Origin of the sequence: Mycobacterium leprae TN, from assembly GCF_000195855.1 — a bacterium.
GTDB lineage: Bacteria > Actinomycetota > Actinomycetes > Mycobacteriales > Mycobacteriaceae > Mycobacterium > Mycobacterium leprae.
The window spans coordinates 1,939,990-1,954,803 of record NC_002677.1; the positions used below are offsets into that span (position 1 = coordinate 1,939,990).

The 14,814-nt window shown below is 58.9% G+C and carries 9 protein-coding genes and 3 pseudogenes; 3 read left to right on the forward strand and 9 right to left on the reverse strand.

The window, feature by feature from the left end:
- Positions 1-6 precede the first annotated feature (6 nt).
- Together ML_RS08195 and rpsP are read right to left on the reverse strand one after the other, a co-directional pair.
- A complete protein-coding gene (locus ML_RS08195) occupies positions 7-249 on the reverse strand; it encodes an RNA-binding protein (protein ID WP_010908436.1) in 243 nt (80 codons plus the stop codon).
- A 24-nt stretch (positions 250-273) separates the two neighbouring features.
- Positions 274-756, reverse strand: a complete 483-nt coding sequence (gene rpsP / locus ML_RS08200; RefSeq protein WP_010908437.1) for a 30S ribosomal protein S16 — start codon at positions 754-756, stop codon at positions 274-276.
- A 1,207-nt stretch (positions 757-1,963) separates the two neighbouring features.
- Here rpsP and ML_RS08205 point away from each other — a divergent pair.
- Positions 1,964-2,143, forward strand: coding sequence for a hypothetical protein (locus tag ML_RS08205; RefSeq protein ID WP_041322865.1), 180 nt, complete (start codon positions 1,964-1,966; stop codon positions 2,141-2,143).
- 532 nt (positions 2,144-2,675) lie between these two features.
- Here ML_RS08205 and ML_RS08210 read toward each other — a convergent pair.
- Both ML_RS08210 and ffh read right to left on the reverse strand, forming a co-directional pair.
- A pseudogene (locus ML_RS08210) lies at positions 2,676-3,804 on the reverse strand (amidohydrolase family protein).
- A gap of 7 nt (positions 3,805-3,811) precedes the next feature.
- Positions 3,812-5,377 carry a signal recognition particle protein gene (gene ffh, locus ML_RS08215; RefSeq protein ID WP_010908438.1) on the reverse strand — a complete coding sequence of 522 codons (1,566 nt, stop codon included), beginning with the start codon at positions 5,375-5,377 and terminating at the stop codon, positions 3,812-3,814.
- A gap of 138 nt (positions 5,378-5,515) precedes the next feature.
- On the opposite strand from ffh, the gene htpG reads away from it, so the two are divergent.
- Positions 5,516-7,486 (forward strand): molecular chaperone HtpG, encoded by a 1,971-nt coding sequence (htpG, locus tag ML_RS08220; protein WP_010908439.1) that lies wholly within the window; start codon positions 5,516-5,518, stop codon positions 7,484-7,486.
- 161 nt (positions 7,487-7,647) lie between these two features.
- Positions 7,648-9,438, forward strand: a complete 1,791-nt coding sequence (locus tag ML_RS08225; protein ID WP_010908440.1) for a DEAD/DEAH box helicase — start codon at positions 7,648-7,650, stop codon at positions 9,436-9,438.
- An 89-nt stretch (positions 9,439-9,527) separates the two neighbouring features.
- On the opposite strand, the pseudogene ML_RS19170 reads toward ML_RS08225, so the two are convergent.
- From ML_RS19170 to ftsY, 5 genes and pseudogenes are all read right to left on the reverse strand, one after another.
- Positions 9,528-11,743, reverse strand: a pseudogene (locus tag ML_RS19170) ([protein-PII] uridylyltransferase); the annotation flags it as partial.
- Positions 11,744-11,869: 126 nt separating this feature from the next.
- Positions 11,870-12,207 (reverse strand): annotated as a pseudogene (locus tag ML_RS08235) (P-II family nitrogen regulator).
- 80 nt (positions 12,208-12,287) lie between these two features.
- Positions 12,288-12,509 carry a hypothetical protein gene (locus tag ML_RS19175; RefSeq protein WP_049769789.1) on the reverse strand — a complete coding sequence of 74 codons (222 nt, stop codon included), beginning with the start codon at positions 12,507-12,509 and terminating at the stop codon, positions 12,288-12,290.
- Positions 12,510-12,529: 20 nt separating this feature from the next.
- On the reverse strand, positions 12,530-12,805 hold the full coding sequence (locus ML_RS19180; protein ID WP_049769790.1) for an ammonium transporter: 276 nt from the start codon (positions 12,803-12,805) through the stop codon (positions 12,530-12,532).
- Between the two features lie 653 nt (positions 12,806-13,458).
- Positions 13,459-14,751, reverse strand: a complete 1,293-nt coding sequence (gene ftsY, locus ML_RS08245; protein WP_010908441.1) for a signal recognition particle-docking protein FtsY — start codon at positions 14,749-14,751, stop codon at positions 13,459-13,461.
- Positions 14,752-14,814 lie beyond the last annotated feature (63 nt).

Here is a 14,814-nt window from a genome sequence, read left to right on the forward strand (position 1 = left end):
ACTCAGCTACTGGTCGGTGTCTACCACATCGACGCGGATACCGCGGCCACCGATGCCGGCGACCAACTTGCGCAACGCGGTTGCAGTACGTCCTCCACGACCGATCACCTTACCCAGATCGTCGGGATGAACATGCACTTCGACAGTGCGCCCACGCCGACTGATGACCAGGTCCACCCGGACATCGTCCGGATTATCGACAATCCCGCGGACCACATGCTCGACAGCGTCAACGACGACCGTACTCATTGCATTTAGTCAGCTTTCGCTCGTTTACTCGGACTGCTCGTCGCCCTCGGCCAGCGCATACGCTTTCGTGGCTTTGGCGCCCTCAGCGTCGGATTCTACAGCCTTAGCGGCTTTCTTAGCCGAAACCTTCTTCTTCGGCCGTGTGGCCTCGGTGGTGGGACCGCCGTCGGCGACAGCTAACGCGGCGTTGAACAACTCCAGCTTGCTGGGCTTGGGTGGGGCGACCTTCAGCCGGCCCTCGGCACCGGGCAGGCCTTTGAACTTTTGCCAATCGCCTGTGATCTTCAGCAGCTTGAGAACAGGTTCAGTAGGCTTCGCACCCACCGAAAGCCAATACTGAGTGCGCTCAGAGTTGATGTCGATCAGGCTTGGCTCTTCTTTCGGGTGATACCGACCGATGACCTCGATGGAACGACCGTCGCGCCGCGTCCGCGCGTCGGCGACGATGACACGGTACTGGGGATTGCGGATCTTGCCAAGCCTAGTGAGCTTGATCTTTACAGCCATGGTTACGCGATATCTCCTGTGTCTGTCACGCTGCAATTCAGCGACCCAAGCAAACTGCCCGATCCGGTTTTGCCTCGCGTGAGTGACCGCTGCGCAGCTAGCCCAAACCGACTCTGCTGCGCGGCAGACAGCCACCTATTGTGGCAGAACAAAGATCTTGACGAGGAATTCGCCCGGCTGACGCCTACATTGCTTTCCTGGAAGATTTTCGTACTTTCTGGATAGAGTTTCGGTTCGACCCCGGCGGGTCGTACGCCAGCCCTCCACGGTACGCATGAGCCAGTTACTATACCACAGTCCGCAAAACAACATCTTCATTCTTGTCGCCGGGCAGCACCATAGGGTTGAAGCAGATCACGCGCAACGACGCGGTGTCCCCTGTCGATGCGGACCGAGAAATTGTCTGGCAGATGAGCATACATCGGGAAGTTCGACAACACCCCCGAGAGTCACCGCTTGACTTTCGGGTAGCTTCCTTCGATCCCGCTCAGCGCCGTGCAGTCGATGTAAATGTCGTTGGTGAACACACCTTGTCCAGATAGTCGCATCAACGCTGGTCAATGGCGGTGGAATAGTCCAGCAACAGCTACTGGATCTCCTGAAGGTCGGATTTTTCAGTGAGGCGCAGCATGCATCGATTCTCGCCGCGAACGTGCGCAATTGCACACCTTTGCGCGGCGTTTCGAAGTCTGCGAGACCATTGCCAGGTCCGGCAGGGTGACCGTCGGCGGCACATCCCCCACTCCGGTAAGCCACTGCAGGGATCCGGATCACCGACGATCACTGGCCGCACTCAATGATTTCCACGGTAATGTCCATTTCGCCCACCAGGTCGCCCCTACCGCTGCGGCCGCGACGACAGCAGCCCGGTCATGGTCTGCGTCTGTGCTACCCCGTTTGGTCCGACGCATGGAAATCTCACTGTATTTCCTGCCGCGACTGCCATTAACCGTTCGTGAACTCCATGACGATCGAAAAACTACCGCCCGACGAGTTCGGCTACATGTGGTCGTTGTCGTCGAACTGCATTCCCACGGCGGTGCATGACACATGACATTGGCGTGCATGACAAGCAACCTGCCCACCAGGTATTCGATGTTCGGTGGTTGCGGATCGGGCACGTAATCAAATGTCTGCAATGTCTGCTTTGCGCGCTGGACTTCGATGCGATAGGCACCTTCGCCTGGAACAGGCAGGGTGGATGTATATGCTGGTAGGTGGTACCACGGCTGCGGCCGATAGCCTGAGCGCGGGGATGGGTGTGCTCAACCGGTGGCGCACCGGTGAGCAGGTGAAAAGCGGTGGCAGCCAGCGCGCATTGATCAGCGGTCTCGTCGGCGTCGACACCCAATTAACACCTCGGGAACGGCGTAGGCGACCGTGCTAACTGGGACATTGATCCCGCTGGTCCCAACGCCCCGGTGGCATCACCGAGTTGCCGGACTCTCCCCAAGTCGGCCAAGACAAGATGAAGTCGCTGTTCACCATCCCCGGGATTGGTCAGCATGATGTTGGCGGTTTTGACATCGGGATGTAGCAGTCCACACTGATGGGCGTCGGTCGAGAGCTCAGACCACAACGGTAACGATCGCGAGCACCTCACCTACCGGTGCAACAGTCAGAAATCGATCGGCAATCAGCCCGCGCAGCGTTATCTGCCGTTGACGTAGTCCACAACGGTCCTTCGAATTCGTCGCGATCATACACTTCCAAGATATGAGAAGTATTGGCGGCAGTGTCGATCTCCTGGCGGAATCGCCGGAGGAACCCGCCATCCGCGTACGGCACCACCGAAAAAACTTCCAATACATCCCAATGCGCCGATTGATGGTCCTGAACCAGCTAAACCTCACCCATCACTCTGGGACCCAGCCTCCGAACGATGGTGTAACCGGCCAAGAGCGCGCCGCTGGCCAACGTCATGCTGCGGGCGTAACCGCGATCGAGTCAGCCCACACGCGTTCAAACGCCTGGCTAACGCCGGCCTGCCTGTGCGGCCGAAACGTCTTGCCGCGCAGTACCACCAGATCGGAGTTGCTCAACACAACATACCGGGCCCCTGTCGCGGGTCCGCGGAGTAGCACAACAGGTCAGCGGATGCCCCATGGTCTCTCTAGACCGGAACGGTCCAAACAGCATCGGGCATCCCAACATGCAGCACCTAACACCTCGGTCGGGATCATCCCGATACCTTTGAGGGCCTCAACCTCGTCGGCGATTCGGCCATAATTTGATCATGGTGCCGGCGTACAACGGCACCTCCGCATCACGCACTGCGGCCACCCAAGCACGGCGGCGCCCATAAAGGTCGCGCATGTGATGCAGTGTAACTGGGGTAACGCCTGGCCGCGGCGGCGATGCCTGAGAAATTCTCTAGGTTGATCAGCGTGGTGGCCAATGCAGTGCCGTGTTAGAGCATAAGGGTGATGGTGTCGCCGGTGAGCCCGGTGCCGTGCTCGATGCAATCGATGTTGGCGCTGATCAAACCGGGCAGCGCGTCCTCACTGAACGCATGTGCGGTGACCCGTGCGCGCTGACGTGCGCGACATCGATCGTAGCTTTGAGGACATCGTCCGACCACAACGGGGCAAGATCGCCGGTCTGGCGGTCTATCCCAGTCGCCGATGAGCTTGATCCAGCCGTCACCGAACCGAGCTTCCTCGGCCACCACCGCAGGAAGCTGCGATTCCGTCTCCTCGAGCTCAACCGCAAAGCCGACTTAATAGCGCTCCAGCCCGGATAATGCTGGGCAGATCGGTGCGGTCATTGAGACCACAAGTCTCAGTCGGTGAGCCGCAGTCACGTAGCAGCAACACGGCCAGCATCGCATTCAGTCTCGGCTTGGACAATGACTGTATCGAGTTCGATCTCCCCGTGTTGCCCCAGGCCGACGTGACAGTGTGCATCCATCAATCCGGGCAGAATCGAACCACTATCAAAAACGTTATCCGCATGCACGACCGGCGCGGTGCTGATGCAAACATCAACGATCCACAGTTCGGTCACCGCCTCGTCGGGCAGCACCAAATCCCGCACGTGCATGCGCACAGCGCGGCTACGTCTTGCCTGGGAACTTCAGTTTGGACAAGTCGAAAGCGGCCAGCCCAGGCGGCAGCTCGTTGAGACCGTCTGGCATCTGCGACAGATCCGGGAAGCTTGGCGGCATGTTCATCATGTCCGGCATTCCGGGCCTGGCAGGCCCGAAAGGACTCCTGACCTTCGGTGACGTCGGACCGCGTGCCCTTTTCTTGCCTTTGCCTCCCTTGGACTTTCGTGTGGCAGACTTGCGTCCCATACCGGGTATACCCATGCCGCCGAGCACGGAGGACATCATCTTACGGGCTTCGAAGAACCGGTCGACCAGTTGGTTGACCTCAGACACCGTCACCCCGGAGCCGTTGGCGATACGCAGTCGCCGGGACGCGTTGATGATCTTGGGGTCGGCCCGCTCCTGTGGCGTCATTCCGCGGATGATGGCCTGCAACCGGTCGAGCTGTTTGTCATCGACTTGTTCCAGTACCTCCTTCACCTGACCCGCGCCGGGTAGCATGCCCAACAGGTTGCCGATTAGACCCATCTTGCGTACCGCAAGCATCTGCTCGAGGAAATCCTCTAGCGTCAGTTCACCGGCGACGATCTTCGCAGCGGCTGCCTCGGCCTGTTCGGCGTCAAAGACCTGCTCGGCTTGTTCGATCAAGCTCAGCACATCTCCCATGCCCAGGATGCGGCTGGCCATCCGATCAGGGTGAAAGACGTCGAAGTCGTCCAACTTCTCACCGGTGGTGGCAAAAAGGATTGGCACACCTGTCACCTCGCGGACCGACAAAGCGGCTCCACCGCGGGCGTCACCATCGAGCTTGGTCAGAACCACACCGGTGAAGCCGACTCCAGCACCGAATGCCGCAGCGGTGGTGACAGCGTCCTGGCCGATCATCGCGTCGAGGACGAACAACACCTCGTCGGGGTTGATGGCCTCCCGGATTGCCCCGGCCTGGGCCATCAACTCGTCGTCGATGCCCAGTCGCCCGGCGGTGTCGACGATCACGACGTCGAAGTGTTTGGCCCGGGCTTCGACCAGCCCTGCCGACGCGACAGCGACCGGATCACCGGGACCTGAATCGGGCGAGGCCCCAGGATGCGGGGCGAATACCGGCACCCCGGCACGCTCGCCGACAACTTGCAGCTGGTTGACTGCCGCCGGCCGCTGAAGGTCACAGGCCACCAGAAGCGGTGTGTGTCCTTGCCTGCGAAGGCGTACTGCCAATTTGCCAGCCAGCGTTGTCTTGCCGGATCCCTGCAGGCCGGCCAGCATCACTACCGTCGGCGGTGTCTTAGCGAACGCCAGCTGGCGGGTCTCGCCACCGAGGATGCCGATCAGTTCTTCGTTGACGATCTTGACAATCTGTTGCGCCGGGTTGAGAGCAGCAGACACTTCGGTGCCCCGAGCGCGTTCTTTGATCCGATGCACAAACGCCCGCACCACAGGTAGTGAAACGTCGGCTTCAAACAGCGCCAACCGGATTTCGCGGGTGGTGGCCTCGATATCGGCGTCGGTCAGCCGGCCTTTGCCACGCAACCCCTGTATGACGCCAGTCAACCGGTTAGAGAGCGATTCAAACACCCCACCAGCCTAGTGGTAGTACCGCGGAAGCGGGGAGCAGCGGCGCCAGTCATGTCCGAGCCAGGCGCAGCGGATCGATCATCGTCTGGGTATAACTGGTCCTGTGGATTTGCAGGTTACCTCGTCGGACGGATTGACATGAGCGCACAAGTCGAACAGCTGGAGTTTCAGGCGGAGGCACGCCAACTTCTGGACTTGATGGTCCATTCGGTCTACTCCAATAAAGATGCATTTTTGCGGGAGCTGATCTCGAATGCCTCCGACGCGCTGGACAAGCTTCGGCTTGAAGCGTTTCGGAACAAAGACTTGGACCCACGTACAGTTGACACCTCCGATCTGCACATCGAGATCGAAGTGGACAAAAATACACGCATTTTAACCGTCCGTGACAACGGCATAGGTATGACACGCGCGGAGGTGGTGGACTTGATCGGTACACTGGCCAAGTCAGGGACCGCCAAGCTGCGTCAGAAATTGCATGCGGCCAAAAATCTGAAAGACACCGCCGCCTCTGAAGGACTGATCGGTCAGTTCGGTATCGGTTTTTACTCGAGTTTCATGGTAGCCAACAAGGTCGAACTTCTCACCCGTAAAGCCGGTGAGACTGCGGCCACGAGATGGTCATCGGACGGTGAGGCCACCTACACCATCGAATCCGTCGACGAAGCTCCGCAGGGAACATCAGTGACGTTGCACCTCAAACCCGAAGACTTCGAGGACGAGTTGCACGACTACACCTCGGAATGGAAGATCAGGGAGCTGGTCAAGAAGTACTCCGACTTCATCGCCTGGCCTATCCGGATGGAAGTTGAGCGACGCGCGCCGGCCACCTCGGACGGAGAAGGGGCGGATGGTGAAGAGCAAGTCACCATCGAAACCCAGACCATCAACTCAATGAAGGCGTTGTGGACTAAGTCAAAAGACGAGGTCTCAGAGGACGAATACAAGGAGTTCTACAAGCACATCGCCCACGCCTGGGATGACCCACTCGAGGTGATCGCGATGAAGGCCGAGGGCACCTTCGAGTACCAGGCGCTGCTTTTTATTCCTTCGCACGCTCCGTTCGACCTGTTTAACTCCGACGCCAAAATCGGCATGCAGCTGTATGTCAAACGCGTCTTCATCATGTCCGACTGCGATCAGCTCATGCCGATGTACTTGCGTTTCGTCAAAGGGGTTGTAGACGCAGAGGACATGTCGCTCAATGTTTCTCGAGAAATCCTGCAACAGAATCGGCAAATCAATGCGATCCGTCGCCGGCTGACCAAGAAGGTCCTTTCAGCAATCAAAGATCTGCAGGCCGAACGACCACAGGACTACCGCACGTTCTGGACACAGTTCGGCAAGGTCCTCAAAGAGGGACTCATGTCGGACTCCGACAATCGAGACACACTGCTTCACATTTCCTCGTTCGCCTCGACACACAGCGACGAAGAACCCACCACCCTGGCCCAATACGTAGAACGCATGAAAGACGGCCAAGACCAAATCTTCTACGCCACAGGAGAGTCGCGTCAGCAAGTCATGAATTCGCCACATCTCGAAGCATTCAAGGCCAAGGGCTATGAGGTGCTGTTGCTGACCGACCCGGTCGACGAGGTTTGGGTAGGAATGGCACCCGAGTTCGACGGCAAGCCGTTGAAATCGGTAGCTAGGGGCGAGGTGGACCTCGAATCCGAAGAGGAAAAGACAGCGCACGAAGCTGAACGCAAGGAGCAGGAGCAGAATTTTGCTGGGCTGGTGAACTGGTTGAAAGAGACCTTGAGTGATCACGTCAAAGAGGTACGGTTATCCACACGCCTCACCGAGTCGCCAGCCTGCCTGATCACTGATGCCTTCGGTATTACGCCGGCGCTGGCGCGCATCTACCGGGCTTCCGGGCAGGACGTTCCGTTCGGAAAACGGATTTTGGAACTCAATCCAAATCATCCACTGATCACTGGCCTGCAACAGGCACACGAGAACGGCGGTGATGATACTCACCTGCGTCAACTCTCCGAAACTGCCGAATTGTTGTACGGTACCGCCCTTCTCGCTGAAGGCGGAGCACTAGAGAATCCGGCAAAGTTCGCCGGATTGCTCGCGGATCTTCTGTCCCGGTCGATGTAGGAAACGCCACAAAGGTCATAAGCATGCTGAAAAATGTTGTCGTTCTATGTTTTACAGTCATCACCTGACCGCACTGGCGTGTACCACTGTATCCATCGTACTTTCTGCTGTAACAGAACTAATGTGGCATAATGCGATAGCACGCACTGAAAACATGAGAAATGACCCAATCGGATCACCGCCACACGCGGCCAAGCAGCTACGGGGGAACTGTGTTGACGCAACGGGTCAGCCAAGCCACTGTCGAAGACAGCCGACCGTTGCGGGGTTGGCAACGTCGAGCAATGGTAAAGTATTTGGCCAGCCAACCACGCGACTTCCTGGCCGTTGCCACGCCTGGATCCGGGAAAACAACGTTCGCCCTACGGGTGATGACCGAACTGCTGAACAGTCACGCTGTCGAGCAGGTTACCGTCGTTGTTCCCACCGAGCACCTCAAGGTTCAGTGGACCCGGGCCGCGGCAACCCACGGTCTGGCCCTGGACCCGAAATTTTCCAACACCAACCCGCGGACCTCGCCGGAGTATCACGGCGTGACGATGACCTACGCTCAAGTCGCCGCACATCCGACACTGCACCGGGTGCGCACCGAAGGTCGCAGAACCTTGGTGATCTTTGATGAGATCCATCATGGCGGTAACGCCAAGGCTTGGGGCGACGCTATCCGAGAAGCCTTCAGCGACGCGACGCGCCGACTTGCACTGACGGGCACGCCATTTCGCAGCGACGACAAGCCAATTCCGTTCGTCACCTACGCACTCGACGCGGACGGGCTGATGCATTCACAGGCCGACCACACCTATAGCTACGCCGAAGGCCTTGCCGACGGCGTAGTCCGGCCGGTGGTGTTCCTTGTCTATTCTGGGCAGGCGCGTTGGCGAAATAGTGCGGGTGAAGAACACGCGGCTCGACTGGGCGAGCCGCTGTCTGCGGAACAGACCGCGCGGGCGTGGCGGACCGCGCTGGACCCCTCTGGGGAATGGATGCCGGCGGTCATCTCCGCGGCCGATCAACGACTGCGCCAGCTTCGTACGCATGTACCCGACGCCGGTGGCATGATCATCGCATCCGATCAGACCGCAGCCCGCGCGTACGCCAACCTGCTGGCGCAAATGACCTCAGAAACGCCGACGTTGGTGTTGTCCGACGACCCGGGATCTTCGGCCCGCATCACCGAATTCGCCAAGAACACCAGTCAGTGGCTAATCGCAGTCCGGATGGTCTCTGAGGGCGTCGACATACCTCGGTTGTCGGTGGGGATCTATGCCACCAGTGCCTCAACGCCGTTGTTCTTCGCACAGGCTATCGGCCGGTTCGTGCGGTCTCGTCATCCAGGAGAAACCGCAAGCATATTCGTCCCGTCGGTGCCTAATCTGCTGCAGCTGGCCAGTGAGTTGGAGACCCAGCGCAACCATGTGCTGGGCAAACCGCACCGCGAATCAACCGACAATCCCCTCGGGGGCAATCCCGCCACGATGACACAAACCGAGCAAGACGACACTGAGAAGTATTTCACCGCAATAGGAGCCGACGCCGAACTGGATCAGATCATTTTTGATGGATCATCGTTCGGCACCGCTACTCCTGCCGGGAGCGAGGAAGAAGCCTACTACCTCGGTATCCCTGGGTTGCTGGATGCCGACCAGATGCGAGCGCTGCTGCACCGCCGCCAAAACGAGCAGCTCCAAAAGCGGACCGCTGCACAACAAGCATCATCAACACCGGATAGGACCTCCGGGGCGCCGGCGTCTGTGCATGGCCAACTCCGCGAGCTGCGCCGCGAACTCAACTCGCTAGTCTCAATAGCCCATCACCATACCGGCAAGCCGCACGGCTGGATCCACAACGAACTTCGACGACGCTGCGGAGGACCGCCGATCGCCGCTGCTACCCACGATCAACTCAAAGCACGCATCGATGCCGTGCGGCAGCTCAACGCCGAGCCGTCGTAAACACGGATTTAGCTCACCGCTCATCGGCCGGAGCGCTCTGCGCAAGTGCCGTTCAACCCACCGTTCGCAGTGCTGCATCGCCACCCCCGGTCAGGCTTGGCCGGCAGCACCACACAAAACACATCAACCGCGGTTGAGCCGAACATTTTAACCTTCGCCCAGACGCTGTCTGCTCCAGCTCGCTTCAACGCCCGGATCAGCAACACGAGCAAACCCACCCAGTCCATGGCACGGACCCCGAGAATCAGCCTGTCCTTGGGCGACGTTGTCGAGCCACAGGCTGCGTGGCAGGCACACCCCCGCCAGCAACCCTCCTCCACCCGGGCGGACGACGAGCTAGCGGCCTCGCCATCCCGCTTCTCCACACATATCGAGGACGTTGATGTCCGCCGGCAAAGGCACCGAAGAACTGCGAACATGGTAGTTCGGCTGCTGCCGAGGAACCAAAAGTCGGTGACACCAAGAATTCGGTGACCGCTGCGCCTTGGATGCTGATGACCGACGCCGAGTAGACTCGTGGCGAATTCAACGCCAGCTTTCGACACCAATCCCCGCGCATCCGAGGCGACCATCGCGATGTTGTACATGCTGTGCGCCGTTGCCCAGCCTAATTTCCACGTGGACCCCGTGGTCGGCCGAAAGTGCAACATTGTGGAGCGCAGTCGGATTCGCCTGCGGCAGTGCATCACCCGCCATCACCATCGGGCAGCGATCGACCAAATCCTGAATCAGAGACACCGTCCAGCGCAGTCCACACCTTGGGGTCGATGGCCTTCGAGTCCACCTCCATCAGCGCGTACTTTACCTAAAGTAATACTTGTCAATACGTTCTCGGATCGTTCAAGTCACCTCGAGTAGCCGCGATGGGAAACAGCAAGTGGTAGTGGATCAGCGTGGCGAGCATCTCGACGTCTAAAGGCGAGGCCTCAAGTCGGGCGCCAATCTGTTGGATCAGTTCCCTGCCGACCAGACTATGATCAGTGACCCGGCCCTTGCCGATGTCATGCAGCAGCGCACCAAGCTCAAGCAGATCGAGTCGGCGCTACCTGGGTGGACAGCGGTGCTGCTTGGACAGTGGTCTCGACGGGGTTAACGGTCCACCATGCACGACGCCGCGGGGCGGAAGGTCGCTAATTGCACCCATTCTGGCAACAACCGGTCCCATACATAACCCGGTGCTTGAACACTTCGATTGTCACCACGGCGATGAGGCCAGCGCTTAGCACTACCAAAAGATCAGCTAAAACCTCACGACGACCACGAAGTTTGCATCTCAGCGGCATTGGTGGCCAAGCGACACTCAGCGTAGCATCGCTGATAAGTAATCCGATAGCGGCCGATGCAGCAGTGACACTACACTATCAGACCGAGGTCGTTTTCCAGTTGGGTATCACGGACCAGCAGGATTTCACCGGCGAATTCGATGACGCCCCCGTCTAATGGTCGTCGCCAACGCGATATGCCACGCCGCAGCAATGCGTTGACAGTGGTCCGCAGCCCAATTTCAATGTGATAAGCAATGGTGTGGCCGGCGTCCGACAGATCTAATCGGTCACCGATGCGCAAGACCGTACTGATGTCGTCCACGTGCTAAGCCGGCAGCAAATCATGTCCACGACCAGATACCCGATGCAACTCGGTACGGACATTGAGCAGGGTGAGGCAGGCGGCGTCCAGCAAACCTACGGTCATGTCGGGTTGCTGTATGCCGTGGACGATCAATGAGTTGGGCGACGGCCAGCGCATCGAACAACTGAACGTCGCCAAGACCGCCACCACCCGATTTCAGGTCAGATTCAGCGCGCTCCGCTATCCGCAGGCAACGCTCCCAGCGGACATGCGCGATGTCGACCAGTTCGTCCATTCGGCAGCAAATCCCGCTGCGCCACTGCGATCGTACCCCGTAGAGCAGTTCGGCCGTTGACCCCGCAACACCGGTGATGTGGCGCGCTTCCAACATACCCAGGGCAGCAAGCATATTGGTGTTAGCTATGCCCCATGCCCCGAAGAAGGTTCACACGCTGTGGTCAAGCCGAACATCGGCGTTCCACAACGGATACCACAGCTGATCAGCGACCCGCTGTAGCATGTCAACAGACATGCTGTCGTGCAATAGCATAAGGTCCAGGTCAGAGTAGGATAGTAACTCGCGGCTGTCCAGTCAGCCAATTGCCACGATCGCGAAATCACCAGTATCGGTGATTCCGATCTCGACCGACTTGGCAATCAGCCAGGACTCGTGCAGATCCAGCCACGCGTGGCGCAGCTGCGCTGCGTCAAGTTGACGATTCCCTTCAGACAGCAACTTTGGACGCTCAACAGCAAAATCTCTTGCTAAGAAAGCCGATACAGAGAACCCGGACGGGTCGTGCTGACTGGGGTTTCATCCCCACCCGGCCCTACACGGTAGATAAGCACTGTGCAGCTAACCTCATAACGCCTCAGATCCACATTCACCGGTGCGCACCCGGACGACAGCCGCTACTGAAACAACTCAGACTTTGCCGTCACCAATCTTGCCAGCACGCGGCATGGACGATGCTGTCCCCCACCTTCTCGGCTATGGAATCGTCGATGACGACCTCGATTCGAACCTTCGGCACGAAATCGACCGAGTATTCAGCACCCCGGTCTACCTCGGTGTGGTCCTTCTGCCGCCCATAACCTTTCACTGCACTGACCGTCATCCCCCAAGACCCCCACCTCTACGAGATTTGCCTTGACGTCGTCTAGCGTGAATGGCTTAACGATCGCGGTAATCAACTTTATTTCCGCTCTGCCGCCACTCGGTAGCCCAGCAGCTGTGCTACTAGCCGTTCAAGGTGTCCTCCACGTTAGATACTGGGAGGCTAGAACGACCCGCTGACTATCGCGAAACCGTAGCCGGGCTCAGCGTATTCGACTTCGTGGATGCTGACAACTTCTTTGTCAGCGCCCAGCCAGAACCCGATGGTGAATTTTAGGATCAGCGCCAAGATACGGGTAAAGACACCAGAGTAGAGCAGAACGCCGAAGGCGCCGATGGATTGCTGTTCCAGATCGGCGAAGCCGCCACCATAGAACAACCCCATTCGATACCTCCGCCACGCCCTTATGTGCTGGGCGGTTCCGGGGCTGCCAGCAAATCTGCCAACAACGTGCCTGCCAGACCACCAACCATGTGTACCCCGACCATGTCGAGGGAATCGTCAAAACCGAGCCGGAACTTCAGCCCACATGCCAGTGCACACACCACACCGGCCACCAATGCACCCAGCACGTTGACCGACGAACAAAGACAGGCGTGATGGCGACCAGTCCGGCGACAATTCTCGAGGCCGAGCCCAGCGTTGTTGCCTTGCCGCCGCGGATACGCTCGGGCGAACATCACCGCTGCTGTGGCGATCGGGAAGTATAAGAACGACGTTCATAGTCCGGCGAACAAAATCCAGGCATCGATCCGCATCCAGTCAGCTACGGCCCCAAGATTAGCGTGACCATGATGATCGCGAACATAAGCTGAAATGCCATAAATACGGTGGGCGGCATATGGTACCGGCCAACGGGATATTCACCAACGCAGTCTATGTGGCTCGGATCCGCCTCAGCGGCATTGACACCGATGAGACCCTTCAGGCCCCAGTATTAGGTCGGGTTGCCGGCGACGTTTCCGGACAGCATTGTCAAAAGCGAACGAATAGCCGTAGAGCACTCACAGCACGGTCACCACGCCTATTCGTGCTTGTGCTCATCATGAATGTTGAGCACATCCTGGCACACACCATACCGCCACAAAAACGCTAAATCTGACGTCACCAACAGCACAAACGCAGGGTTTTACAATATCCAGGCGGTGTCACCGGTATTGGGCTGCCCCAGGACAAGGAATTGGCCCCACTCGCTACCACCTTCGGTTGGCGGTTAACCCCAGGTGTCCGTCAGACTGGCCTAACAACCTGATCCAGAACCATGTGCAATGGTTGTTGCTGCGATGAGGCCGCCATGTTTAACGGGATTAACGTAGCCTGCGGCTGAAGAGTTTCACTCCAACAGGGCATCGACGAAAACGGCGGGTTCGAATGGCGCCAAGTCGTCGGGACCTTCACCCAGCCCGACCAGCTTCACCGGCACTCCAAGCTCACGTTGGATACGAAAAACAATGCCGCCCTTGGCCGTTCCATCTAGCTTGGTCAGCACGGCACCAGTGATGTCGACAACCTCGGCGAAGACCCGAACTTGCGTCAGCCCATTCTGACCGATGGTGGCATCAAGTACCAGTAACACCTCGTCAACTGCCGCGCGTCGAGTCACCACACGCTTGATTTTGTCGAGCTCGTCCATCAGCCCCACCTTGGTATGCAATCGCCCGGCGGTGTCGATGACCACAACATCAGCGCCCGCACCGATGCCTTTGTCGACGGCGTCGAACGCCACTGATGCCGGGTCAGCGCCTTCGACACCACGCACCAGCTCTGCACCCACCCGAGAAGCCCAGGTTTGCAGTTGGTCGGCGGCCGCTGCCCGAAACGTGTCCGCCGCGCCGAGGACAACGCGCCGGCCGTCGGCTACCAAAACCCGCGCCAACTTGCCGACCGTGGTGGTCTTGCCGGTGCCGTTGACACCGACGATCAGCAGCACTGCCGGATGGTCAGCGTGCGGTAGAGCTCGAATCGAGCGGTCCATATCGGGTTGCAGTTCACTGATCAATACGTCACGCAGCATGGTACGGGCGTCACTCTCGGTATGCACGTTGCTGTTGAGCAGCCTGCTGCGCAACGCAGACATCACCGACTCAGTGGCAACGGGGCCCAGATCAGCGACCAGCAAGGTATCCTCGAGCTCCTGCCAGGAGTCCTCATCCAGATCGCCGCCGACGATCAAGCCCAAGATGCTGCGTCCGAACGCATTTTGTGTCCTGGCGAGTCGCCCGCGCAGCCGATCCAATCGGCCTTCGGGTGGAACAATGGCATCAATGTGCGGGACCGCCGCCTCTGGCTCGTCAGGTGACGTAATGAGCTCAGATTCGGGAAGCAATACGTCCGAGATCGTGTGTCGCGGCGAGTCACGAGGCACGGTCGCGTCATCGCCCACCGCCGGCAGTTCTCCGGTGTCAATCCGGTCCGCGGGCTGAACGGGCAGTGCGGTTTGGCTGAATGTGATACCCGACGACGCAGTGTAGCTGCCGGAACGGTCGCTTGCACTTGGCCCAGAGCTCAAAGAGGAAAAGATCAAGCTAATCCGCCGCCGACGGTAACGCACCGAGCCCAGAATCAAGGCTGCGATGACAACCAGGACGGCGGCGACAGCGGTGGCGATCCACAAACCTTCTGACACGTTGCCATTGTTTCAGGGGGTGACACCCGGCGAACAGTGAGGGCGGACCGGACTAAAACTGGA

What these genes read in the sequence shown, in the direction of transcription:
- ML_RS08195 (WP_010908436.1), bottom strand. Translation starts at nt 249, where the DNA reads ATGAGTACGGTCGTCGTTGACGCTGTCGAGCATGTGGTCCGCGGGATT.
- ML_RS08225 (WP_010908440.1), top strand. Translation starts at nt 7,648, where the DNA reads ATGACCCAATCGGATCACCGCCACACGCGGCCAAGCAGCTACGGGGGA.
- ML_RS19175 (WP_049769789.1), bottom strand. Translation starts at nt 12,509, where the DNA reads ATGGGGTTGTTCTATGGTGGCGGCTTCGCCGATCTGGAACAGCAATCC.
- htpG (WP_010908439.1), top strand. Translation starts at nt 5,516, where the DNA reads ATGAGCGCACAAGTCGAACAGCTGGAGTTTCAGGCGGAGGCACGCCAA.
- ML_RS19180 (WP_049769790.1), bottom strand. Translation starts at nt 12,805, where the DNA reads ATGTTCGCCCGAGCGTATCCGCGGCGGCAAGGCAACAACGCTGGGCTC.
- ML_RS08205 (WP_041322865.1), top strand. Translation starts at nt 1,964, where the DNA reads ATGCTGGTAGGTGGTACCACGGCTGCGGCCGATAGCCTGAGCGCGGGG.
- rpsP (WP_010908437.1), bottom strand. Translation starts at nt 756, where the DNA reads ATGGCTGTAAAGATCAAGCTCACTAGGCTTGGCAAGATCCGCAATCCC.